The organism is Bifidobacteriaceae bacterium (assembly GCA_031281585.1).
GTDB lineage: Bacteria > Actinomycetota > Actinomycetes > Actinomycetales > WQXJ01 > JAIRTF01.
This window is the reverse complement of record JAITFE010000027.1, coordinates 1-22227: the sequence shown is the minus strand read 5'-3', so window position 1 is coordinate 22227 and position 22227 is coordinate 1. Positions and strand designations below refer to the sequence as shown.

At 69.4% G+C, this 22227-nt stretch carries 21 protein-coding genes and 1 tRNA gene; 14 read left to right on the top strand and 8 right to left on the bottom strand.

The features are described 5' to 3' along the window. Positions 1-21: 21 nt before the first annotated feature. Positions 22-107 (top strand) — tRNA-Leu (locus LBC97_02495). A 206-nt stretch (positions 108-313) separates the two neighbouring features. Beyond that, on the top strand, positions 314-1483 hold the full coding sequence (locus LBC97_02490) for a hypothetical protein (protein MDR2564928.1): 1170 nt from the start codon (positions 314-316) through the stop codon (positions 1481-1483). A 34-nt stretch (positions 1484-1517) separates the two neighbouring features. Here LBC97_02490 and LBC97_02485 read toward each other — a convergent pair whose 3' ends face one another. Continuing rightward, the gene (locus LBC97_02485; protein MDR2564927.1) at positions 1518-1892 is read right to left on the bottom strand and encodes an RNA-binding S4 domain-containing protein; all 375 of its coding nucleotides are present in this window, start codon (positions 1890-1892) and stop codon (positions 1518-1520) included. Between the two features lie 60 nt (positions 1893-1952). Between LBC97_02485 and proC the strand changes: the two genes are divergently transcribed. Further along, the gene (gene proC / locus LBC97_02480) at positions 1953-2759 is read left to right on the top strand and encodes a pyrroline-5-carboxylate reductase (GenBank protein ID MDR2564926.1); all 807 of its coding nucleotides are present in this window, start codon (positions 1953-1955) and stop codon (positions 2757-2759) included. An 18-nt stretch (positions 2760-2777) separates the two neighbouring features. Here the strand turns inward: proC and LBC97_02475 are convergent, their stop codons facing one another. After that, positions 2778-3818 carry a hypothetical protein gene (locus LBC97_02475; protein MDR2564925.1) on the bottom strand — a complete coding sequence of 347 codons (1041 nt, stop codon included), beginning with the start codon at positions 3816-3818 and terminating at the stop codon, positions 2778-2780. Positions 3819-3830: 12 nt separating this feature from the next. On the opposite strand from LBC97_02475, the gene LBC97_02470 reads away from it, so the two are divergent. The 4 genes from LBC97_02470 to LBC97_02455 all read left to right on the top strand — a co-directional run bounded on the left by LBC97_02470 (position 3831) and on the right by LBC97_02455 (position 7181). Further along, a complete protein-coding gene (locus LBC97_02470) occupies positions 3831-4328 on the top strand; it encodes a low molecular weight phosphotyrosine protein phosphatase (GenBank protein MDR2564924.1) in 498 nt (165 codons plus the stop codon). Then, positions 4315-5214, top strand: a complete 900-nt coding sequence (locus tag LBC97_02465; GenBank protein ID MDR2564923.1) for an NUDIX hydrolase — start codon at positions 4315-4317, stop codon at positions 5212-5214. Before LBC97_02470 ends, LBC97_02465 begins: the two co-directional genes overlap by 14 nt. Before the next feature lie 23 nt (positions 5215-5237). After that, positions 5238-5843 carry a GNAT family N-acetyltransferase gene (locus LBC97_02460; GenBank protein ID MDR2564922.1) on the top strand — a complete coding sequence of 202 codons (606 nt, stop codon included), beginning with the start codon at positions 5238-5240 and terminating at the stop codon, positions 5841-5843. A 138-nt stretch (positions 5844-5981) separates the two neighbouring features. Next, positions 5982-7181 (top strand): peptidylprolyl isomerase, encoded by a 1200-nt coding sequence (locus LBC97_02455; GenBank protein MDR2564921.1) that lies wholly within the window; start codon positions 5982-5984, stop codon positions 7179-7181. 28 nt (positions 7182-7209) lie between these two features. Here the strand turns inward: LBC97_02455 and LBC97_02450 are convergent, their stop codons facing one another. Next, on the bottom strand, positions 7210-8487 hold the full coding sequence (locus tag LBC97_02450; GenBank protein MDR2564920.1) for a hypothetical protein: 1278 nt from the start codon (positions 8485-8487) through the stop codon (positions 7210-7212). Between the two features lie 151 nt (positions 8488-8638). Between LBC97_02450 and LBC97_02445 the strand changes: the two genes are divergently transcribed. Then, a complete protein-coding gene (locus LBC97_02445; protein ID MDR2564919.1) occupies positions 8639-9949 on the top strand; it encodes a M20/M25/M40 family metallo-hydrolase in 1311 nt (436 codons plus the stop codon). Here the strand turns inward: LBC97_02445 and LBC97_02440 are convergent. Both LBC97_02440 and LBC97_02435 read right to left on the bottom strand, forming a co-directional pair. Then, complete coding sequence (locus LBC97_02440; GenBank protein ID MDR2564918.1) at positions 9946-11175, bottom strand: MFS transporter; 1230 nt, start codon at positions 11173-11175, stop codon at positions 9946-9948. The two genes, LBC97_02445 and LBC97_02440, sit on opposite strands and share 4 nt — an antisense overlap. Positions 11176-11206: 31 nt before the next feature. Next, the gene (locus LBC97_02435) at positions 11207-11422 is read right to left on the bottom strand and encodes a DUF5703 family protein (protein ID MDR2564917.1); all 216 of its coding nucleotides are present in this window, start codon (positions 11420-11422) and stop codon (positions 11207-11209) included. Between the two features lie 45 nt (positions 11423-11467). Between LBC97_02435 and LBC97_02430 the strand changes: the two genes are divergently transcribed. Beyond that, on the top strand, positions 11468-11728 hold the full coding sequence (locus tag LBC97_02430; GenBank protein MDR2564916.1) for a hypothetical protein: 261 nt from the start codon (positions 11468-11470) through the stop codon (positions 11726-11728). Here LBC97_02430 and LBC97_02425 read toward each other — a convergent pair. Beyond that, positions 11725-12672 (bottom strand): aldo/keto reductase, encoded by a 948-nt coding sequence (locus tag LBC97_02425; protein ID MDR2564915.1) that lies wholly within the window; start codon positions 12670-12672, stop codon positions 11725-11727. The genes LBC97_02430 and LBC97_02425 overlap by 4 nt on opposite strands. Before the next feature lie 24 nt (positions 12673-12696). Here LBC97_02425 and uppP point away from each other — a divergent pair, with 24 nt between their 5' ends. Then, a complete protein-coding gene (gene uppP, locus LBC97_02420; GenBank protein ID MDR2564914.1) occupies positions 12697-13548 on the top strand; it encodes an undecaprenyl-diphosphatase UppP in 852 nt (283 codons plus the stop codon). Then, a complete protein-coding gene (gene mshC, locus LBC97_02415; GenBank protein ID MDR2564913.1) occupies positions 13549-14811 on the top strand; it encodes a cysteine--1-D-myo-inosityl 2-amino-2-deoxy-alpha-D-glucopyranoside ligase in 1263 nt (420 codons plus the stop codon). A 7-nt stretch (positions 14812-14818) separates the two neighbouring features. On the opposite strand, the gene LBC97_02410 is transcribed toward mshC, so the two are convergent. Further along, positions 14819-15634, bottom strand: a complete 816-nt coding sequence (locus LBC97_02410; protein MDR2564912.1) for a PAC2 family protein — start codon at positions 15632-15634, stop codon at positions 14819-14821. A 92-nt stretch (positions 15635-15726) separates the two neighbouring features. Between LBC97_02410 and LBC97_02405 the strand changes: the two genes are divergently transcribed. Together LBC97_02405 and LBC97_02400 are read left to right on the top strand one after the other, a co-directional pair. Next, positions 15727-19470: a homocysteine S-methyltransferase family protein gene (locus tag LBC97_02405; GenBank protein MDR2564911.1), complete on the top strand. Its 3744-nt coding sequence runs from the start codon at positions 15727-15729 to the stop codon at positions 19468-19470. Beyond that, positions 19467-20264 carry an HAD family phosphatase gene (locus LBC97_02400; GenBank protein MDR2564910.1) on the top strand — a complete coding sequence of 266 codons (798 nt, stop codon included), beginning with the start codon at positions 19467-19469 and terminating at the stop codon, positions 20262-20264. Before LBC97_02405 ends, LBC97_02400 begins: the two co-directional genes overlap by 4 nt. Here LBC97_02400 and LBC97_02395 read toward each other — a convergent pair. After that, positions 20158-20973 carry a PD-(D/E)XK nuclease family protein gene (locus LBC97_02395; GenBank protein ID MDR2564909.1) on the bottom strand — a complete coding sequence of 272 codons (816 nt, stop codon included), beginning with the start codon at positions 20971-20973 and terminating at the stop codon, positions 20158-20160. The two genes, LBC97_02400 and LBC97_02395, sit on opposite strands and share 107 nt — an antisense overlap. 111 nt (positions 20974-21084) lie before the next feature. Between LBC97_02395 and LBC97_02390 the strand changes: the two genes are divergently transcribed. Beyond that, positions 21085-22053 carry a tRNA (adenine-N1)-methyltransferase gene (locus LBC97_02390; GenBank protein ID MDR2564908.1) on the top strand — a complete coding sequence of 323 codons (969 nt, stop codon included), beginning with the start codon at positions 21085-21087 and terminating at the stop codon, positions 22051-22053. Positions 22054-22227 lie beyond the last annotated feature (174 nt).

Here is a 22227-nt window from a genome sequence, read left to right as displayed (position 1 = left end):
GGTATCTTGTCTTGGCTACCAGTCCGAGTGGCGGAATAGGCAGACGCGCTAGCTTGAGGTGCTAGTGCCCTTTACGGGGCATGGGGGTTCAAGTCCCCCCTCGGACACCGAACCCTTGCTGATCCAATGACGCCCGGCCCGCGAACCCGAATCGGAGGGATTCCTGTTTGAGTCACTCGTGTTCCGCGACCTTTGGTTTACCTCACCGTCCCGGCTAACCGCACCTCGTCTTTGGAGCACCAAGATTGCCATGCGCCGGTCGCCTAAGTCCGTCGCCAAGATCGCACGGCGAGCCGGTATTGGCGCCGGGTTAGTGGCGGTGCTGATTCTGTCAGCGTGCACCGGGGAGGGGCCGGTGGCCGGCCCCTCCCCGGAGGTCTCAAATGAGCCCTCCGGGAGTGCGGCACCTGCGCCGGTGGACGCGTCCGGGGCGGAGTTGCCGAAGGCGCGCGAGCAGATCGAGTCGCCGGTGGAGTTGCCTTACTCGAAGTACTTCGACGCGGCTCGAAGCGTGATGGCCGCCTCGGTGGAGCGGCAAGCGACAGCCAACCGGCTATACCAAGACCAATATGAGGAAGTGGTCGCGGCGTGCATGAAGGAGGCCGGATTCCAGTACGTCCCCAGGCCGTTTGAGTCTGATGATGGCGAAGAGTACGCCCGAGACGTTTATCCCCAAGGAAACACGTTGGATGTTCCGTGGCTTCCCGAGACGCTTGAGGAGACTGAGCGGGTCGGCTATGGGGTTATCAGCGCTGGCGAGTACATCGGTGACGATCAGTTTGAGAGTCCTATCAGCGACAAAAACATCGCCTACGCGGAGTCGCTCTCGGCGTCGGGCCGACGGGCTTACAACTTGGCGCTGTACGGCTACGAGGAGGACTTCCATCAGATCGACGATCCGGACAATTGCACCGCCCGCGCCAGTGCCCGAGTCGCCGTGCCTGAGCCAGAAGAACTGTTGTTCCTGGACACCCTGGACTCTATGTGGGCAGTGATGGGCGGTCCGGATGTCGCATTCGACTTCGAAACCAGGGAGGTCGTGGTTGACGACGGTGGCGCTGAGGGGACGTTGTGGGCAAACCACGACTACCAGCGCCTGATGGCCGAATACGGATCCTGCCTGGCTGAGCTTGACCAACGCGGATTGATTGGCGACTGGTTCGGGGCCACTGACTTCTCCGCTCAGCCGATGGGCATGTTCAGCCTGGCGGCGGCCACGTCACGGGAGGGGTCGGTGTTCGTCTACGACGGAGTCGTTGGGACGGAGGCCATACCGGAGGATCAGCGATCTTTGGTCGGCTCCCAGGTGGAACGCGACATCGCCGTCCTGGATTTCAAGTGCCGCCAGGAGACCGACTACGTCGACCGGTACACCCAGATCATCTACGAGCTCCAGGAGAGCTACATCGCCGAACACCAAGCGGACGTCGGCAAACTGGAGGCGGCAATAGAACAGTACCTTTCGGGCGGCAAACCCGAGTGACCCCGGGCCCTGTCGCAAGTCCGGCGGCGGCCGGTCAGGTTGAGGGGCGGCCGCGGAGGCGGTCTAGTTGGCGGCGTTCGGCCTTGGTGGGGCGGCCGCTCCCGCGTTCGCGGATCGCGACCGGGGCGGCTGCTGTGGAGCGCGGCGGGGGAGGAGGCGAATGGTCCTCGTAAGCCTCGGCGGCCAAGCCCGCGCTCACGCGTTTGACCAGCGGTTTGACCACAATCACAATGCGTTCGCGGGGGCCGCCCCGGACGTGGACCTCGTCCCCGGGGGCGACCGGCTGGGAGGGTTTGGCCTTTTCGCCCCGCACGCGGACGTGCCCGGCCTTGCAGGCCGCCGCCGCCAGCGACCGCGACTTGAACAGCCTGACCGCCCACAGCCAGGAGTCCACGCGCGCCTTGTCCACGCCGTCTATTTCACCACGCCGAGCGCGGGGGCGCCCGCGCGGAGGGCCTAACCTTGGACCATGAAGATCGGGTTTATCGGCGCGGGGAACATGGCCGGCGCCATCATCGAGGGGATCATCGCCAGCGGGCTGGTCGGCGCGGACGCGATCGCGGCGCATGACCCGGACGACCGCAAGGTCAAAGACCTGGCCAAACGCACCGGGATCGCGGCGTTCGCCGGCAACGAGGAGGTCGTGGCGGCATCGGACGTGGTCGTGTTGGCGGTCAAGCCGCAGTACGTTCCGAGCGTGCTGGAACAGGTCGGCGGCCAAATCGTGGCCAAGGCGCCGCTGGTCGTGTCGATCGCGGCCGGGATCACCCTGAAGCACCTGGACGGCTGGCTGGGGCCGAACGTCCCCGTGGTGCGGGTCATGCCGAACATCAACGTGACGGTGGGCCAGGGCATGTCGGCGGTGACCGGCAACGACGTGGCGACCGACTCGCAAATCGACTCGGTGGTGCAACTGTTCGCGGCGATCGGCCAGGCGGTCAAACTCGAGGAGCGGCTGTTCCCGGCGTTCGCGGCGATTGCGGGAGCGTCGCCCGCGTGGGTGTTCCTGTTCGTGGACGCGCTGGCCAGGGGGGCGCTGGCCGCAGGGATGACCAAACACGAGGCTCGCGCGGCGGCCACCCAGGCGGTCCTCGGTTCGGCGGCCCTGCTCCGCCAGACGGGCGAGCATCCCTGGCAGCTGATCGACAAGGTCTCCTCGCCGGGCGGTACCACGGTGGCCGGGATGAACGTGCTGGAAGACAGGGGCTTCTCGGCCGCCGTGGTGGCGGCCGTGGCGGCCACCGTCAAACGGGACGGCGAGCTGGGCGACCGCTGACCGCCGGCCGCGAGACGCTCAGCCCCGCAACTCCACGGTCAGCTTGACCGGGTTGTGGTCGGCGAACTCGAAGCCCGCGTCGACGGTCAGGACCTCCTTGACCTCCACATTCGGCGAGGCGATGAAGCCGTCAATCCCGTAAAGCTGGTTGTTCCCGTCCCATGGCGCGTCGTTCAAACGCGAGGTGGGCGTCGACCCGTCATGGGCCACCGTCCAGCCCGGCGCGAACACCGAGGCGTCGAACTCGCCCGGCACCCAGTTCTCCGACACCTTGGGGTAGGACACTCCGGGGAAGGTTTGGTTGAAGTCGCCGCCCGCGATCACGTAGTTGCCCTTGGCGTATTCGCCCTGCACCAGTTTGACCAGTTCGCTCATCTGCTCGGCCCGCCCGCTGCCGTCTTCGTAGGCCTCCAAGTGCAGGTTGACCAGCACCAGGTCCTTGCCGCCCTCGACGGCCACCCGTTCGACCAACAGGCAGCGCTTCAAGTTGAACAGCCGCACCGGCCATTTGAACGGCACCGGCAGCGCCTCCCGCACGGCGTCCTTGGCGGCCAGGCCGGTGACCGTCACCAGGCCCGAGTCGACCTTGCCGATGGGCGGCCACGGATAGGGGGTGAACATCGACTTAAAGTTGGGGGCGTACGCGCCCGCGCCGCCCAGCGCGTCTTCGACGCGGGCGACCTCGTCAACGCCGTAGGACCGGTGGGAGTCCAAGTCGACCTCCTGCAGGAAGTACACGTCCGCCGGCAGGGCTTTCAGCTGCGCGAGGATGCCGTCCAGGTTGGACTCCACAACCGACCGGTCGGCCGGGCGGACCATGGCCCCGCCGTCCATGAAGAAGTCCTGCCCCTTGCCCAGGCCGCCGTAGCCTATGTTGAAGCTCAGCAAGGTCAACTCGTCGCCGGGGGAGGGGGCGGGCAGGGTCGCCTCGCCGGTGATCGCGACCGGTTCGGTGGCTTTGGGCCGGTACTCCGTGATCGTGGCGACCGCGAAGAATCCCACCACGACCAGCACCAGAACCAGGACGAGCGTGCCGATCACCTTGAACAACCTGCGCATAGGATCGAGTCTATGGCCCGAACCCGTTTCGCGATTCAGACCGTCTGCACAGGGAACATCTGCCGGTCGCCCATGGCGGCCGCCGTTTTGAGGACATGGTTCGACGATGCCGCCTTGTCCGGTTCGGTGGAGGTGGGCTCGTCGGGGGTCTCCGCCGAGGAGCACGGCAACCCGATCGACCGGCGGGCGGCGCGGGCGCTGCGCGCGCACGGTTACGAGCCGGAGCCGGGGCACCGCGCCCATCGCATCACGCGGGAGGAGTTGGAGACCACGGACCTGATCCTCCCGGCCACCTACAACCATTACCGGGTGTTGGCGAGCCGGGGCGCCGATCCGGCGAACTTGCGGATGATGCGGCAGTTCGATCCGGGGATGGCGGATCAGCCCGCTGGCTTCGCCTTGGACATCGAGGATCCCTGGTACGGCGGCGAACAGGACTTTGAACTGGCCCTGGCGCAGATCGAGGCGGCCGCGCCGGGCGTGGTCGAATACGTTCGTGGACTGCTCTGACGCGCGGGGCGAGGCCTCCCCGGATCCAGCCGACGACTGGTTCGAGGGCTCAGAGGGGAACCGGCACTGGGGCTTGTTCGGCGCGGCCGGGCTGCTGGTCTACCGGGGCGGCGAGGTGTTGCTCCAACTGCGCGGCCCGTGCACCCACAACGGCGGCACCTGGGGGCTGCCGGGCGGCGCCCGCAAGACCGGCGAGGCCCCGGCGGCGGCGGCTTGGCGCGAGGGCCGCGAGGAGGCCGGCTTGGCGGTGGACACCCTGAGGCCCCGCTGGTGGTCGATCGCGGACCACGGCGGCTGGGCGTACACCACCCTCGCGGCCGAGGCGCCGCCGGGGGCGAACCCGCTTGTTGACCAGCCGAACTGGGAGACCAGCGAATTGCGGTGGGTGGCGCTGGACCAGGTGGCGGAGCACAACCTACACCCCGGCTTCGCCCGGGCCTGGCCAGTTCTGCGGCCCCTGGTCGGAGCCGTCCTGACCCTGATTGTGGACGCGGCCAACGTGGTCGGCTCGCGGCCGGACGGCTGGTGGCGGGACCGGGCGGGGGCGGCGGTCAGGCTGCGCGGCGAACTGGAGGGGCTGGCCGCCACCGGCCTGGCGAACATCTGGACCGAGACGCCCAACGGTTGGTACCCCGAACTGGTGATGGTGGTGGAGGGCCAGGCGCGCGGCATCGGGCAAGGCCGAGGCGTGGCCGTGGTGGACGCGCCGGGCGAGGGCGACGACCAGATCGTGGCGCAAGCCCAAACGGCGGCCAAGGCGGGGAAGGGGCCCGTCCTGGTGGCCACCGCGGACAAGGGTCTGATCGCCCGGCTGCCGCGTGGCGGGGTCTGGCCCTGCGCGGCGCTTCCCCCGGCGCGGCTGAAGTCGCTCCTGCCGGAGGGTTGAACGGGTCGGCTAGGGTTGGGGGAATGAAGCCGTATTCCCTGGTCGGCGAACTGTGCGAGTTGACGCCGTTCCAGCCGGCCGACACCCGCAGGGTGTTCGACTACTGCCAGGACCCGGAGATCCAACGCTGGGTGCCGGTGCCCGTGCCGTACCGGATGGAGGACGCGGCCATTTACACGACCGGGGCGGCGGAAAAAGGCTGGGACGGGGAAATCGCGGACCAGGACCGCGTCTGGGCCATCCGGGTCCCCGGCGAGGACGGCAAGCCCTACCTGGCGGGTTCGGTGGGGCTGAAGCCTGATCCGCCCGGCCAGTCGGTGGAGGTGGGCTACCTGGTGGCGGCCGACTGCCGGGGCAGGGGTCTGGCGACCGACGCGGTGAACACGGTTGTGGCCCACGCCTTCCGCGACCTTGGGATGCGCCGGGTCATCTGGCAGGCGGTCGTGGGCAATTGGCCTTCGCGGCGCCTGGCCGTGCGGTGCGGATTCCGGGTCGAGGGCACCCTGCGTTCCCAACTGGTCTTGCGGGGCGAGCCGGTCGACGGCTGGTTCGGCACCATTTTACCGCCCGACGTGGCCGACCGCGACGGCTACTGGACCGCGGACGGCCAGGCGAGGCTCTGGGATTAGGGCCCAAGGCGGCCAAGGCCGCCGGTGAAGCGCCCGCCCAAGCACGGGCTTCTCCCAGGCGGTGTTCAGGAATCGTCGTTAGGCTGGCTTCGCCGAGCACTCCGTTGTGTCCGCCGTATCCGCAGGAATGAGGAGAACATGTCCCAGAAACCCAACCAGGCGCGCCGGGCGCAAGTCACGAAGGGCAGTCGGAAGGTCTTGGAAACGGGAACGCGTTTGCCCCTGTCCAAGAAGGCGTTCACGGCCGTTTCCGTGATCGCGGTGCTGGCGGGCTTCGGCGCGGGGATCCTGTGCGACAGGTTCCTGCTGCCGTCCCCGTCGGCTTCGAAGAGCCCCTCGGCCGGCTCGGCCGCGGCGGGCGAAGACGCCTGGGCGGGGATGGTCGCCGCCACCATCGGCGACACGGAGATCATGGAAAGCGAGGTCACCCAGTACATCGAAGTCAACATGCGGGTCGACTCCTCCACCGGCGAGACGATGAGCGACGCGGACTGGGTGTCCTATCTCGAATCGAACAGCTGGACCCCTGAGAGCTTGCGCGAGGCGGTCATACGCAACGTCTACGCCTTGCCGCTGGTCATTGTCAACGCCGCCGAGGAGTCGGGGATCGCGGTTGACGAGGCGAGCGTCCAAACGCAGCTCGAAGAGCAGAAGGAGTCGGCTGGCGCCGACGGCTGGGACCAGTGGCTGGCCGACAACGGCTACCGCGACGAGGCCGCCTATGTGGTGCAGTTGAAAGCCACCGACGTCTACGAGGAGCTGATGGCCGCCAATGTCGACGCGGCCGATCCGACTGCGGATGAGATCGACGCGTACGTCAGCGAGAACGCCGCCTCCTACGCGGGCAAGCGGCTCTCCGGGATCTACCTGCCTTATGGCACCGACGGCGGCGATGACGCCGAGGCGGCCCGCGTCAAAGCCGACGCGGCGCTCACGCGCATTCGCGCCGGCGAGGATTTCGCCGCGGTCGCGGACGAGTACAACTCGTCCGGGACCATGGACGCCGGCGGCGACATGGGTTGGGGTGTGGCCGAGACCCTGTCGGAGGAGTGCGTCGCGGCGCTGGAGACAATGACGGTTGGCGACGTGAGCGACGTGATCGACACCGGCTCGGCCTTCTTTGTGCTCAAAGTCACCGATGATTACGCCCTGCCGTCCTCCGGCACGGTCGACCTCTCCCTGGTTCCCGCCAATTTGAGGGAGAAGATGGCCGCCGACCTGACCGACTCAACCACCTCTCAGGCCGAGTCCGCCTATTACGACGCGCTGGTCCAGTCCGACTTGGTGACGATCAACCCCATGCCGGAGGGCCTTCCCTACTACGTGGCCATGGGCTGACGGAGCCACGCCGAGCCGACCGACGGGGTTACTCCCCGCTCTGACCGGACCGGCGGAACGGCTCCGCGAACAAGGCCGGCAGGCAGCGGGCGTTAGCCACCAGCAAGGCCGCGGCGGCGACCCCGTTGACGGCTGCCAGCACCAGGCGGGCGTGTTCGTCCGGCAAAGCGAATTCGGCCGCGAATACCGCCAGCATGAACCAGGCGCCCCACGCCGGGATGCGCCGGCTGAGCAGCAAAGCCACCGCCACGGCGGTGACGGAGCCGGTGAGCGCGAACTCCTCGACCTGGCGGGCGTCCAAGGGCAGCGACCAGGTGCCGCCGCCCAGTTTGAAGGCGAACGGCAGCGAGCCGACCAGCGCCGCCCACTGGTTGACCATGGAGGTCAGCAGCATGCCGACGGCCGCCCAGGCCTTGTGGCGGGCGGCCAAAGTCAAGGCGATGATGAACTCCGGCGCCTCCGAGGCGAGCGGTGCCAGCCATTGGATCAGCAGCGCCTCGTTCACGTTCAGTGCGCGCCCCGATTCAATCAGCGACTCGACAAACGGTTCCGCGCCCACGGCGATGGTGCCCGCCGCGATCGCAAAGAAGCCGATCACCAGGAGACGCCGGCGGACCTTGGGCTGCGTGCCGAGGAAGGCCGACACGCCGACCAGGTCCGGCTCTCCGACTTCGCCGCGCGACGTGTGCCAGAGGAAAACGGCGAACACCACGATCAGGACCGCCCCGAGGGCGGCGTGGACCTGTTCCGTGAGCGGCGCGACACATCCCAAAGCGGCGGCCACGACCAGGAAGAACATGACCGAGTAGTGTTCGGCCGGGATGGGCAACACGTCGAAGAAGGCCCTCCGGCCCAGGTCGGCGCCCCCCGGATCGGCCTGGCCGTTCGCGGTGCCGGGATTGGCGGCCAGGCGGCGCGCGCGGCGGCGGCGCGACCGGATTCCGACCAGCACGACCAATGGCAGGGCCAGGCCGATCAAGAGCCGGGTGGCGCCGTTCATGTTGGCGGAGGCGAGGGCCTCATAGGACTGGTCGGTGCCCGCTTTGAAGGCCAGGGTCACGTCCACGGCGTATTCGGGGAGGATCGCCACTATTGCTAACAAGGCCATGGCGAACGCCCCGGTGATGTCCAGCTCGGCGGTCTCCGCGGCCCAACCCAACAAGGTTGCGGCGCACCAAATGGCCAGGCCGAAAACGGCCAGGCCGACAAAGGGCGGCACATCCAGGTTGGCCAGCGACACGGTGATTCCGGGAACCACCCCGAGCAAGGCGAGAACAATCTTGACAACGGCACGGCTTGGCGCCAACAGCGACTCCTGTTTCGTGGGCTGATGCGGCAGCTAGACGAGGGTATCAGGACCGCCCGGCCAACGGGGCCGGACCGGTCCGGCGACTGGCCGGCGGACCAAACCTTGACCGAGTGGGGCAGGTCGTCCCCGCGTGGGCTAGCTTTGGGGGATGCACAAGTCTCTCGCTGACGATGCCGTGCGGATCGCCCGCGACCTCATCCGGTTTGACACCACCAACACGGGCGACGACCGCTCTGTCGGCGAGCGCCAGGCCGCCGAGTACGTCATGGGCCTGCTGCAGGACTGGGGCCATGAGCCGACGTACTTCGAGTCGGAGCCGAAACGGGGCTCGGTGGCGCTGCGATTGGAGGGGCGGGATCCGGACCGTCCGGCGCTGGTGCTGCACGGCCACCTGGACGTTGTCCCGGCCGACCCGGCCGAGTGGACCGCCGACCCGTTCGGGGCCGAGATCAGGGACGGCCTGATCTGGGGCCGCGGCGCGGTCGACATGAAAGACATGGACGGAATGATCCTGGCGGTGGTGGGCTGGTGGGCGCGTCAGGGGATCAAGCCGCCGCGCGACATTGTGCTCTGCTTCTTCGCCGACGAGGAGGCGGGCGGCCGCCTGGGGAGCCACTGGCTGGTGGCGAACCACCCGGAGTTGTTCGCGGGCGCCACCGAGGCGGTGTCCGAGGTGGGCGGGTTTTCCGTGGAGTTGGGCGGGCGGCGGGCCTATCTGCTGCAGACCGCCGAGAAGGGGATCGCCTGGCTGCGGCTGGTCGCGGAGGGGACGCCCGGCCACGGCAGCGCCGTCAACCAGGACAACGCCGTGCGCAACCTGGTTGACGCGCTCGCCCGAATCGCCGCGCAGCCCTGGCCCATGCGGCTGACCCCCACGGTGAAGGCGCTGTTCGAGGGCGCGGCGGGACTGGCCGGACTGCGGTTCGACCCGGCCGACCCGCAGTCGGTAGCGGCCATTGTCGAGGCGTTCGGGCCGGCCAAACGGTTTGTGGGCGCTTCGACGGCCACCGGCCTGAACTTGACCTCGCTGGCCGCGGGCTCAAAGGTGAACGTGGTTCCCCGGACGGCGGCGGCGACGGTGGACATGCGACCGCTGCCCGGGGACGCCGAATCGGCTCGGGCCGTCGTGGAAAAGCTGGCCGGGCCGGCGGTCAGGGTCGAGCCGATCAACGAGGACATCGCCTTGGAGGCGCCGCTCGACGCGCCACTGGTCGCCGCGATGAGGCAGTCCCTGCTCGACGCGGACCCGGATGCGGTGGTCCTCCCCTACATGCTCGCGGGCGGCACCGACGGCAAAGCCCTGGCCCGCCTGGGGATCAAGTCCTACGGCTTCGCGCCGTTGCGCCTGCCGCCCAGCCTCGACTTCACCGCCATGTTCCACGGCGTGGACGAGCGCGTCCCCGTCGAGTCGCTGCGCTGGGGCGCGGGGGTCCTGGCCGACTTCTTGTCTCGCAGCTAGCCGCGCCGCTCCGGCTCGGCGGGGCGCGGGGCCTTCGGCGCGCGGACGGCGAGGAGCGCCGTCGCGGCGGCCGCGAGCAGGCCGCTGACCAGGAGGATCGGGCGCACGGGGGCCTGCGGGAGGTCCATCAACGGGGCGATCACCAGTAGCGCCAGCGGCGTTGTGAACACGAAGACGGTGTTGAACAACGCCGTCACCCGTCCCAGCGCCTCGGGCGGGCTGTGCTCTTGGACCACGGTCATCGAGGTGGTGGTGAGCCCCGGCCCCACCAGGCCGAAGGCCGCCCAGAGGATGATGTAGACCCACGCCGAGGGGGAGGCGGCCTGGGCGGCGGTGAACAGGCCCCACATGGCGCAGGCCGCGAGCATCATGGTCATGCGGTTCTTCAGTCCGCCCCAGGCGGCCAGGGCCGCGGTGCCGGCCACCATCCCGACGGAGTAGGACACCTCCACTCCCGCGAGCATCCAGGGTTCGCCGCCGAACAGCTTGACCACCACGATCGGCGCCATTTGCGCGGCGGGCATGATCAGCACGTAGCCGACCAGTCCCAGCCAGAAAGTCCGCAACAGCACCGCCCTTCGGCGGATGATCCCGACCCCGGCGAGCATGTCGTGCAAGATGTGCCGCCGCGCCTGGTCCGCGCCCGGCGGCCGGGGCACGCGCAGCCCGGCCAGGATCCCGATCGCGATAGCGGCGGTGACCACGTCAAGGGCCAGGATCCAGGCCAAGTCCCAGACGCTCAGGAGGACGGCCGCCAGCGCGGGGGCCACCAGGTAGCAGGCGGATTGGATGCCGGCGTTGACCGCGTTGACCCGCAGCAGGTGGCGGGCGGGGGTCAACTGCGGCAGGATGGCGGTCTGGGCGGGGGTTTGCACCCCGGCGCCCAGCGAGCGCAGGAGCAGCGCCGCGCCGATCACCCAAAGCTGGCGGTGGCCCAGCCAGAAGGAGGCGGTCAACGCCAAGGTCACCAAGGCTATTCCGGCGTCTGAGAAGATCACCAGCTTCTTGCGTGAATAGCGGTCCGCCCAGACCCCGGCGGGCAGCGTCACCAGCCCCTGCGGCAGAATGGCCGCCAAAGAGAGCAGGGCGTAGCTCCAAGCCGAGGCGGTGTCGATGGCGATGAACCAGATCACCGCGTACCCCACCACCGCGGACCCGAACAGGGAGACGGTTTGGCCGGCCAGGAACAAGGCGACGGGGCGGCGCCAATTCGGGTCGGGGCTCATGGCCATCAACCCTACGTTGAGTTGCGGTGGCTCAACCCCACAGGGTCGATTCGACCCGGAGTGTCTTGCGGCGGAGCCAGACCCGTTTGGCCCCGCCCCAGTAGCGCGCCGACTTGGCCATTTCCCAGCGGCCGTATTCGGCCTGGTGGGCGATCAGCTCGCGCGCGGCGGTCGAAGTCATGTGGGCGGGGACGGTCACCACGCGGTATTCGTAGGAGCCGCCGCGCGCCAGCCAGGAGTCGTTCATCGTGCTCAATGGTAATGAAGACTCAAACCGGGTAACGTCGAATGCATGAATGCCGAACCTCGCACGGCCCTGGAACACCTGATCGCCGCGTTGGAGCGCCATTTTGAGGCGGCGGCGACCGGCCGCGGGGACGAGGATCCGGCCTACCTGGCGGCCTACCGCCAACTGATCGAGGCTTTCGAAGCCTACGATGACGCGTTGTACGACGCCTATGGCGTTGACGCCGCGTTCTTGGTCTATGACGACGACGAGGACGACCTTGTGGACGAGGAAGTCCTGGCGGAGATCGACCCGGAAGAGTTCTAGCCGCTGACCTCGTCCAAGGCTTCGACGATCTCCGCGGGGAGTTCCAGGTCCGCCCCCACCAAGCTGGTGTGAAGCTGCGCGGCGGTGCGCGCCCCCAGGATCGCGCTCGCCACGCCCGCCCGCCCGCGCACCCAGGCCAACGCCACGTCGAGCGGGGCCACCCCCAGCCCGTCCGCCGCGGTCGCCACCGCCTCCACGACGGCTGCCGCCGCGCTTGACAAGTAGGGGGTGACAAAGCCGCGCAGGTGCGGCGAGGCGGCGCGGGAGTCCGCCGGGACGCCGTGGCGGTATTTGCCGGTCAGGACGCCCCGGCCCAGCGGGCTCCAGGCGAGAAGCCCCAAACCGAGCGACGATGCCGCCGGGAGCAGTTCGTCCTCCAACTGGCGGTTGAGGAGGGAGTATTCCGCCTCGACCGCCGCCAGGCCGGCGCCGAGCCCGCCCGCCTCGACCAGGGTTTGGGCCCGCGCTGTCACCCAGGCGGGGTAGTTCGACAGGCCGATGTAGCGGGCTTTGCCGGAGGCGACCGCCCATTGCAGCGCCCCGAGGGTCTCCTCCAACCGCACGTCGGGGTCCGGCCGCTGGACCAGCCACAAGTCCACATGGTCCGTGCCGAGCCGGCGCAGCGATTCGACCAGGTTGTCGATCAGGTTGCCGCGCGAGGCGTCCGTCTGAAAGTGCTGCCCCCGCAGCCTCGAGCCCGCCTTGGTGCAGATGACCACCTCGTCGCGGTCCGCCAGCCCAGAGCGCATGAGGGATCCCAGCAACTCCTCGGCCGCGCCGTCCCCGTAGGAGGCGGCCGTGTCGATCAGGGTCCCGCCCGCCCCGGTGAACTCGGCCAACTGGTCGGCCGCGTCCATCTCGTCCGTGTCGCGACCCCAGGTCATGGTGCCCAAACCGATCGTTGAGACCTTCAGGCCGCTCCGGCCGACGTTCCGGTATTCCACGGCGACCAGCCTATAGTTGGGCGGGTGAGTTTGTGGGAAGCCCTGATCTTGGGCCTTGTGCAAGGGCTGACAGAGTTCCTTCCGATTTCGTCTTCCGCGCATTTGCGGATCCTCGGAGAGTTTCTGCCCTCGGCGGTGGATCCGGGGGCGGCGTTCACGGCGATCATCCAGATCGGCACCGAACTGGCCGTCCTGGTTTACTTCCGGCGCGAGGTCTGGGCGATCATCCGCTCGTGGACGCTGTCTTGGAGGCAGGGCGGCAAGCCCATTGACCAGGACGCCCGCATGGGCTGGCTGATAATCATCGGCTCCGTGCCCATAGTGGTGCTGGGGTTCTTGTTCCAGGATTCGATCGAGACCCACCTGCGGAACCTTTACATCACCGGCGCCACTTTGATCGGCTTCGGATTGCTGCTGGGGGCGGCGGACGTGTACGCGGGCCGGCGGGCGGCGCGGGTGCGGCCAAAGTCCTTGGACGGCATCGGTGTCCGCGACGGCGTGTTCTACGGGCTGGCCCAGGCGTTGGCGCTGATCCCGGGCGTTTCCAGGTCTGGCGGCACCATCACCGCCGGGCTGGCGATGGGCTACTCGCGGGAGGCCGCCGCCCGGTACTCGTTCCTGCTGGCCATGCCGGCGGTGTTCGGCGCGGGAGTGTTGGAGTTGGCCAAGGCGCTGGAGGACAAGACGGCCCTCGCGGCGGGCTGGGGCAACACGCTGGCGGCGGGTGTGACGGCGTTCGCGGTTGGCTACCTGGTGATCATCGCGTTCTTGAAGATCGTCTCGACTTACTCCTATAAGCCTTTTGTGTACTACCGCGTGGCCTTGGGGCTGGCGGTGATCGCCCTCCTCGCGACGGGCGTCTTGTACCCTAGCTAAGTGCACCCCTGGACCGGCCCCATAGTCAGCGTGATCCCAGGCACGGGCGAGGTTCCGCTAATCCATGACGACATCACGGGGACGTTGCAGCCGAGCGTGGTTTCGGAACGGGCGAGCATTTACGTTTGCGGCATCACGCCTTACGATTCGACCCATTTGGGGCACGCGTTCACATACCTCGCCTTCGACCTTTTGATCAGGGCTTGGCGCGATCTGGGGGTGAGCGTCCGTTACGCCCAGGGCCTGACGGATGTGGACGATCCGCTGTTGGAGCGAGCCCGCGCCACCGGCAAGGAATGGTGGCGGATCGCCGCCAGCCAGACCGCCCTTTACAAGACCGACATGGCCGCCCTGCGGGTGATCCCGCCGGACGCGTACCGGGGCGTGGTCGAATCGGTCCCGGAGATCGTCGCGGCGGTCGAGCGTATGATCGACGCGGGCCAGGCCTACCGGGTTCCGGTGCCCGGCTCGGGGGCCTCCAACTTGGGCGACGTCTACGCCGACTTGTCGGCCGATCCGGAAGTCGGCAGCTTGTCCCGGCTCGGCCCGGAGACGCAGGACCGCCTTTTCGCGGAACGCGGCGGCGACCCGGACCGGGTCGGGAAGAGGAATCGCCTGGACCCGTTGCTTTGGCGGGCGGCCAGGGAAGGCGAGCCTTCCTGGGACGGGCGCACACTGGGGCGCGGCAGGCCGGGCTGGCACATCGAATGCGCCGTGATCGCTTCCGACGAACTGGAGCAGCCGTTCGACGTGCTGGGCGGCGGAACCGACCTGATCTTCCCGCACCACGAGTTGTCCGTCTCGCATTCGCGGGCCATCACGGGCCTGGAGCAGCCCGTGCGGCTTACCATGCACACGGGCATGGTCCATTACGACGGGCAGAAGATGTCCAAGTCCCTGGGGAACCTGGTGTTCGTGTCGGACTTGCTGGAACGCGGCGTCAACCCGGCCGCCCTGCGGCTGGCGCTGATCAGCCATCACTACCGGGAGGACTGGGAGTGGCGCGGGCGGGAGGTGGCTTTGGCCGAGGCGCGCCTGAGCCGCTGGCGGGAGACCATCGGCTCCGTCAAGCCGCAAGGCCAGTCGGCTGACGCGATCGCGAAGATCCGGACCGCGCTGGCCGACGACCTGGACACGGTCAGCGCCATCGCGGCCGTGGACGAGTGGGTCAACGCCGCCCCGCTGGCCCGCGACCGGTCGCCTTACGCGGCTGCAGACCTGCGCCGGGCGATCGACGCCCTCCTGGGCATCAAGCTCTACTGACCGCGTTCTACTGGTCGCCGCGCCGCCTTAGGTAGCGTTCGAATTCCTTGGCCAGCGCCTCGCCGGAGGCGGCCGGGGATTCGAGCACGTCGTTGGCCGCCTCCAAGGAGGCGATGTAGCCGGCGATCTCCGGGTCGGAGGACGCCAGCGCGTCGACTCCCTCGGCCCAGGCCCGCGCCTCATCCGCCAACTCGGCCGTGGGCAGGCCCTCCAGGTCCGAGATCTCCGCCAGCTTGGCGACCAACGCCAATTCGGCCTTCGGCGAGGGCGGGTTGGCGACGTAATGGGGCACGGGCGCCCACAGCGCCATCGACTCGATCCCGTAGGTCTGCGCGGCGGCTTGTTCCAGCACCGACACGATCCCCGTGGGCCCCTCGTAGGTGGGTTTCTCGGCTCCCAGCCGTCGCCGCACGTCCCGCGACTCGGAGGTCAGCTGCACCGGGATGGGCCTGGTGTGCGGCACGTCCGCCAGCAACGCCCCCACCATCACCAACCGGTCGATCCCCCAGTCCGCCAACTGCTCCATCACGTCCTCGGTGAAGGTCTGCCAGTGAAAGGACGGCTCCACGCCCCGGACCAGCATCAGCGGCTCGCCTTTCGACGATTCGGCGGTCCAGAAGTCGGTGGACGGCCAGACGAGTTCGCGCCGGCCGGTCGGGGTGAGCTGGACCCGGGGGCGGTTGACCTGGAAGTCGCAGTATTCCTCCGGATCGATTGAGGCGACCATCTCCCCGTCGAGGGCGTGGACCAGAAAGGCCAAGGCGTCGGTGGCCGCCGAGCCGGCGTCATTCCACCCGGCAAAGGCGGCAATCGCTGTGGACACCCGCTCACTTTACCGGGCTCGGCCCGGCTTGGCCGCCTCCCCGGCGTTCCGATTCACGCCGCGAAAAGAGCCCGGGCCTACAATGGCTCACCGTGGCTGAAGTGCTGGTGGCGGATGGCGGGATGGGCACGGAGCTTCTCCGCGCCGGTTTGACCGCCCGCGACTACCAGGGGCGTGAGGGCTGCCACGACTTCCTTTCGGTGACCCGGCCGGACGTGGTCGAGTCGGTGCACCGCGCCTATCTGGCGGTGGGCTGCCAGGCCCTTGAGACGAACTCGTTCGGCGCGCACCCGCTGGTGTTGGAGGATTACGGCCTGGCGGACCGGGCCGGGCAGATCGCGGCGGCGGCGGCGCGCGCGGCCCGGCGGGCGGTGGACCAGGCGGCCACGTCCGGGTCCGGCCACCGCGCCCTGGTGCTCGGATCGATGGGGCCGGGCTCCAAGCTGCCGTCCCTGGGGCACGCCGCCTTCGCCGAGCTGCGGCGCGGCTACGCCGTCCAAGCGGCCGGTCTGCTCGAGGGCGGCGCGGACCGGATCTTGGTCGAGACCTGTCAGGACCTGTTGCAGGCCAAAGCCGCCGTCTTGGGCGCGCGGGACGCGGACTCCGCCGCGCACGTCACCGTGCACTTCACGGTTGAGACGACCGGCACCATGCTGCTGGGCACCGAGACGCCGGCGGCGGCCGCCTCGCTGCTGTGCCTGGGCGTGGACGGAATAGGGCTGAACTGCGCCACCGGGCCCGCCGAAATGTCCGAGCACCTCCGCGTTCTGGCCGAACTGGCCGACGTGCCGGTCAGCGTCATGCCGAACGCGGGCCTGCCGACCATCGGCCCGGACGGGGAGGCGCGGTACGCCCTGAGCCCCGAGGAATTGGCGGATTGGCTGGAAAGGTTCGTCCGCGACTACGGCCTGGCCATGGTGGGGGGTTGCTGCGGCACCACCCCCGCCCACCTGGCCGCCGTCGTCGCGCGTTTGGGGGCTCACGGGTTCGCCGCCGTGCCCGATGCCGTCCGGCCCGGCGGCGGAACCGGTTCGGCCCGCGTCGGCGGCCGGACGGGCGGTCTCCTGGCGTTGGGCGGCCTCGCGGACGGCATCGGCGGCGGCACGGACGGCATCGGCGGCTTGGCGGGAGGCGCCGGGACGGGGAGCGCCGGGACTGTCGCCTCCCTCTATCAGGCTGTGCCGTTGAGCCAGGAGCTCACGTACCTGGCGGTCGGGGAGCGGACCAACGCGAACGGGTCAAAGGCGTTTCGGGAGGCCATGCTGGCCGGCGACCTGGACGCCTGCGTGCAGATCGCGCGCGGCCAGGCGGCCGCCGGCGCCCACGTTCTGGACGTGTCGGTGGACTATGTGGGGCGCGACGGCGTGGCTGACATGGCGGCGGTGGCGGGGGCGCTGGCGACCGCGTCGACGCTGCCGGTCATGATCGACTCGACCGATCCGGCGGTCATCCGGACGGCGTTGGAGCACTTGGGCGGGCGCTCGCTGGTCAACTCGGTCAACTTCGAGGACCCCGAGCGGTTCGAGGCGATCACCGCGCTGGTCGTGGAGCACGGCGCGGCCGTCGTGGCGCTGACCATCGACGAGGGGGGGCAGGCCCGCACGGCCGCCGAAAAGGTGGCGGTGGCGCGTCGGCTGATCGGCGAATTGACGGGGCGAGGCGTGGCGCTCGCGGACATCGTGGTCGATCCGCTGACGTTCCCCATTGGCACCGGCCAGGAGGAAACGCGGCGGGACGCCTTGGAGACCCTGGGCGCGCTGAGCGCCCTGCGGGCGGAGTTTCCGCCGGTCCACCTGATGCTGGGTGTGTCGAACGTCTCCTTCGGGCTGGCGCCCGCAGCGCGGGTGGCGCTCAACTCGGTCTTCCTGGACCAGGCGGTCAAGGCCGGGTTGGACGCGGCGATCATCCGGCCCGGCGGAATTCTGCCTTTGGACCGGTTGGACGCGGAGGTTGTCCACCTGGCGGAGGACCTGGTCTTCGACCGGCGCCGCCCCGGCTACGACCCGTTGATGGCCCTGATCGAGGCGACCGCCGGGGCAACGGCGGCGTCCGCCGACCGCCCGGCCCTGGCCGACCTGCCGGTGTTGGAGCGGCTGGCGGAGCGGCTGATCAGCGGCAACCGGGCGGGCCTGAACGAGGACCTGGACGCCGCCTTGGCGGAGGGGTCCACCCCGCTGGAGATCATCAACGACGAGCTCCTGCCCGCCATGGAGACGGTGGGCGAATTGTTCGGCGCGGGCCGGATGCAATTGCCGTTCGTCTTGCAATCGGCCGAGGTCATGAAAGCGGCGGTGGCCCACCTGGAGCCGCACATGGCGGCGGAGACGGTCGAGCCGAAGGGGACGGTGGTGCTCGCCACAGTGGCGGGCGACGTCCACGACATCGGCAAGAACCTGGTCGACATAGTGCTGTCGAACAACGGCTACAACGTCCGCAACCTGGGCATCAAGCAGTCGATCGGCCAGATGCTCGCGGCCGCCGAGGAGTCCGGGGCGGACGCCATCGGCATGTCCGGCCTCCTGGTCAAGTCCACGCAGGTGATGCGGCAGAACCTGGCCGAGATGACAGTCCGGGGCGTGGCCGACAGGTGGCCGGTGATCCTGGGCGGCGCGGCGTTGACCAGGCGCTTCGTGGAGAACGACCTGGCGGGGGAGTTCCCCGGCCGGGTGATGTACGCCAAGGACGCCTTCGAGGGGTTGCGGCTGCTGAACGGCCTGCTGGCGCCCTCCGGCCAACCGACCGGAGAGGCCGAAGGCGACCGGGGCGGGTCCGGGGCGCCGCCGGCCGAGGACCGCCCCGCCGGCGGGGCGGCCGGGCAGACCGGGGACCAGCCGGGCCGGTCGGCGCCGGGGGCAGACGCGCGGCCTGGGAGCGGGCCAACGGGAGCGTCCGGGTCGCCGCCTGTGGCCGGAAAGGGCGTGTCGGGTCGGCGTGATTCGGCGCCGGTGCCAGGGCCGGGGCCGGGGACGACGGCGTCGGCGGGCGTGGGCGTGTCGCGCCGACGTGGACCCGTGCCGGGGCCTGGGGCGTCGGCATCGGCGGCCGGGGACGGCGGGGAACGGCTGGAACGGGCCGCCATACCCGTGCCGCCGTTCTGGGGCGCCCGGCGGGCAAAGGGCATCCCGTTGGGGGATTACCTCCCCCACCTGGACAAACGTGCCCTGTTCGAGGCGCGGTGGGGACTCAAAGCCGGTTTGAGCGGCCTGACGGTGGGGGAGTTGGCGGCCACCCAGGGAGAACCTCGCCTGGCCGCGCTGGTCAGCCAAACGCGGCGCGACGGACTGGCCGTTCCGCAGGTGGCGTGGGGGTACTTCCCCGTGCGGCGGGACGGCGACAGTGTGGTGGTGCTGAGCGAACCGCGCCCTGACGCCGAGGAGCGCGCCCGGTTCGCCTTCCCGCGCCAGGACGGGGGCCGCCGGCGTTGCTTGGCGGACTATGTGGACCCGGAGGCGGTCGACGTGCTGGCGTTGCAGGTGGTGACGATAGGGCCGAAGATGACCGAGGCCACGGCGAAGTTGTTCGCCGGGGACGACTACCGCGCCTACCTGGAACTGCACGGGTTCTCCGTCGAACTGGCGGAGGCCCTGGCGGAGGCGACCCAACGGCGGATCGCCCGCGAACTGGGGCTGGAGCCCGGACGGGGACGGCGCTACTCGTTCGGCTACCCCGCCTGCCCCGACCTGGGGCAACGGCGGATACTATTCGACCTGCTGGACGCCGGCCGAATTGGGCTGAGACTGACCGACGGCGACCTCTTGGAACCCGAGCAGTCGACCGACGCTTTGGTGTTCCACCATCCGCAAGCCACCTACTTCAACGTCAGGAAGACCCGATGACCAGCACCGCGCCACTTGTCAGAACCGATCCCGTGGCGCCGGGGGAGGGGCCCGGAAACGACGGGCGGCCGCTTCGGGGGGTCCTCTGGGACTTGGACGGCACGGTGGTGGACTCGGAGCCGGCCTGGTTCGCGGCGGAGACAATGCTGGTCGAGCGTTACGGCGGGACCTGGTCCGTGGACCAGGCCGTCGCGTTGGTCGGCTCGGACCTCAAGCACACGGCGGCCGTGCTTCGGGACGCGGGCGTCCCGCTTGACCCGACAGACCTGATCGCCACATTGATCGAGTTCGTGGCGGAACGGGTGGTCGCCACCCGGCCGTGGCGGCCGGGCATCCTGCGGGCTCTGGCCGAATGCCGCGAGGCCGGCCTGGCTTGCGCGTTGGTGTCAATGTCCTGGCGGCGTTTCACCACGGCCGTGGCGGGACTGGTGCCGGGAACCTTCGCCGTGATCGTGTCCGGCGACGAGGTCCAACGGGGCAAACCCGAGCCGGACGCCTACCTGATCGGCGCGGCGAAGCTGGGGCTGGAAGCCGCCGATTGCGTGGCTATTGAAGATTCCCCGACCGGTGTGGCGGCGGCGCTGGCGGCGGGGATCGCCACCGTCGCGGTGCCGAATCCGACCGTGACCAATCCGGGGGCGATCGCCCCCGCGCCGGGCTTGGCGTTGTTGGGCTCAACGGACCAGCTCACGGTGCCGCTGCTGCGTCGCCTTCACAAGGCCAACTGGGCGCTTGCCCTCCGAACAGCGGGCACTTGTCCTGGAACGAGCACCAGCCGCACAGCGTCCCCTTGACCGGCGGGAAGTCGCGGGCCTCAATCATTTTGACGATCTGGGACCAGATGGTAAGGATCCTAAGCTGCGTGCGTTCCAGTTCGGACCCAGTCGGTTCGGCTTCCAGGACCTGGCGGTTGCCCAGGTAGATCAGCTTCACGCAATCTGGCATGCGGGCCCGAACCAGCCAGATGATCAAACTGTAGAACCGCAGTTGGAACAGCATCTCGCTCTGATAGCGCGGGGCCGGCGCTTTGCCGGTCTTGTAGTCGACAATCCGGATGGCCCCCGACCCGGCTGCCACGTCCAGGCGGTCTATGTAGCCGCGCAGGAGGGGCCCGTCTTCCAGCGGCGCCTCGACCAGCAACTCGCGGGCCTCGGGTTCCAAACGGCGGGGATCCTCCAGCGTGAAGTACGAATCCACCAGGTCCCTGGCGCCGGCGATGAACGCCTCTTCGGTGAGCGAGCCGTCGGCGAAGAGCTGCTCCACCCGGCCGTCGCGTTCCCGAAGCTTGGCGTAGGCCGGCCCGACCAGCGTCTGGGCGCTGTCCGGGGTGCGGTCCGCCGGCGGCAGGTCGAACAGCGCCTCCAGCACGCTGTGAACCATGGTGCCGCGCATGGCCGCCGCCGAGGCGGGCTCCTCCAGCCGGTCGATCGCGCGGTAGCGGTACAGCAGGGGACAGCGCATGAAATCCGAGGCGCGGGAGGGGGACAGGCTCTTGACCAACATGGCCACCACCCTAGAGGAACCCGCCGACACCGAACGGGCCCGCGCGCTCGCGCGGGCACGCTCCGGCGGCGGCCCCCGGCCCCCATGCGCCAGACAGTAAGGTGGTCGGTTGTGAGCGAAGCGACCGGAGCGGCCCAGAGGCGGGGCCTGTTCAGGCCCGGGGACCGGGTGCAGTTGGCGGACGCCAAGGGGCGTTTGAACACCATCGTGTTGGAGGAGGGCAAGACCTTCCATTCCCACCGCGGCTCGTTCGGCCACGACCAGTTGATCGGCCAGCCCGAGGGCACCGTCGTCGCCACCACGGAAGGGCGCGGCTACGTCGCCATGCGCCCGCTCTTGGCCGACTTCGTGCTGTCCATGCCCCGCGGCGCCGCCGTTGTCTATCCGAAGGACGCGGGGCAGATCGTCCAAATGGCGGACATTTACCCCGGCGCGCGGGTGATCGAGGCGGGTGCCGGCTCCGGGGCGCTGACCATGTCCCTGCTGCGGGCGGTGGGCGACCAGGGCCATTTGACCAGCGTGGAACGCCGGGAGGACTTCGCCGTCATCGCCAAGGCGAACGTCGAGAACTGGTTTGGGGGCACCCACCCGGCCTGGCGGCTGAACGTGGGCGACCTGAGCGGCATCGTGCCCCAATTGGAACCCCACGGCCACGACCGGATGATCCTCGACATGCTCGCCCCCTGGGAAAACGTGGACGCGGCCTTCCAGGCGTTGGCGGCCGGCGGCGTGCTGCTCGCCTACCTGGCGACCACCACGCAAATGTCGCGGTTCGTGGAAACCTTGCGGGCGGACGGGCGGTTCACGGAACCGGAGGCCTGGGAATCGGTGGTCCGGGGCTGGCACGTCGAGGGGCTGGCGGTGCGCCCGGAGCACCGGATGATAGGGCACACCGGCTTCCTGGTGCGGACCCGCCGACTGGCGGACGGAGTCCAGGCCCCGGCCCGCGCGCGGCGGCCCGCGCCGGGCGCCTATGACGCGGACGGGCTGGAATGGACCCCGGAGGCGTTTGGCGAGCGGCAGGTCTCAGACCGCAAGATCCGGCGGGTCCGCCGGGCGGTCGAATCCGCCGGCGAGTAGCGAAAGCTGCGCTGACGGCCGAATCAGGCTGCAAACGGACCGAAGCCCGCCACCGGCCGGGTGTGAGTCTCTTTTGTGTTGCTTTGGCGTTTGGGCTTGTCCGCGGCGTAGTCTGGGATAGAACATATCCCAGAGTGTGGAGGGGAGCCCATGACGCGCTTCGAGGACCAGACA

What these genes read in the sequence shown, in the direction of transcription:
- proC (MDR2564926.1), top strand. Translation starts at nt 1,953, where the DNA reads ATGAAGATCGGGTTTATCGGCGCGGGGAACATGGCCGGCGCCATCATC.
- LBC97_02475 (MDR2564925.1), bottom strand. Translation starts at nt 3,818, where the DNA reads ATGCGCAGGTTGTTCAAGGTGATCGGCACGCTCGTCCTGGTTCTGGTG.
- LBC97_02470 (MDR2564924.1), top strand. Translation starts at nt 3,831, where the DNA reads ATGGCCCGAACCCGTTTCGCGATTCAGACCGTCTGCACAGGGAACATC.
- LBC97_02460 (MDR2564922.1), top strand. Translation starts at nt 5,238, where the DNA reads ATGAAGCCGTATTCCCTGGTCGGCGAACTGTGCGAGTTGACGCCGTTC.
- LBC97_02455 (MDR2564921.1), top strand. Translation starts at nt 5,982, where the DNA reads ATGTCCCAGAAACCCAACCAGGCGCGCCGGGCGCAAGTCACGAAGGGC.
- LBC97_02445 (MDR2564919.1), top strand. Translation starts at nt 8,639, where the DNA reads ATGCACAAGTCTCTCGCTGACGATGCCGTGCGGATCGCCCGCGACCTC.
- LBC97_02440 (MDR2564918.1), bottom strand. Translation starts at nt 11,175, where the DNA reads ATGAGCCCCGACCCGAATTGGCGCCGCCCCGTCGCCTTGTTCCTGGCC.
- LBC97_02435 (MDR2564917.1), bottom strand. Translation starts at nt 11,422, where the DNA reads ATGAACGACTCCTGGCTGGCGCGCGGCGGCTCCTACGAATACCGCGTG.
- LBC97_02430 (MDR2564916.1), top strand. Translation starts at nt 11,468, where the DNA reads ATGAATGCCGAACCTCGCACGGCCCTGGAACACCTGATCGCCGCGTTG.
- LBC97_02400 (MDR2564910.1), top strand. Translation starts at nt 19,467, where the DNA reads ATGACCAGCACCGCGCCACTTGTCAGAACCGATCCCGTGGCGCCGGGG.
- LBC97_02395 (MDR2564909.1), bottom strand. Translation starts at nt 20,973, where the DNA reads ATGTTGGTCAAGAGCCTGTCCCCCTCCCGCGCCTCGGATTTCATGCGC.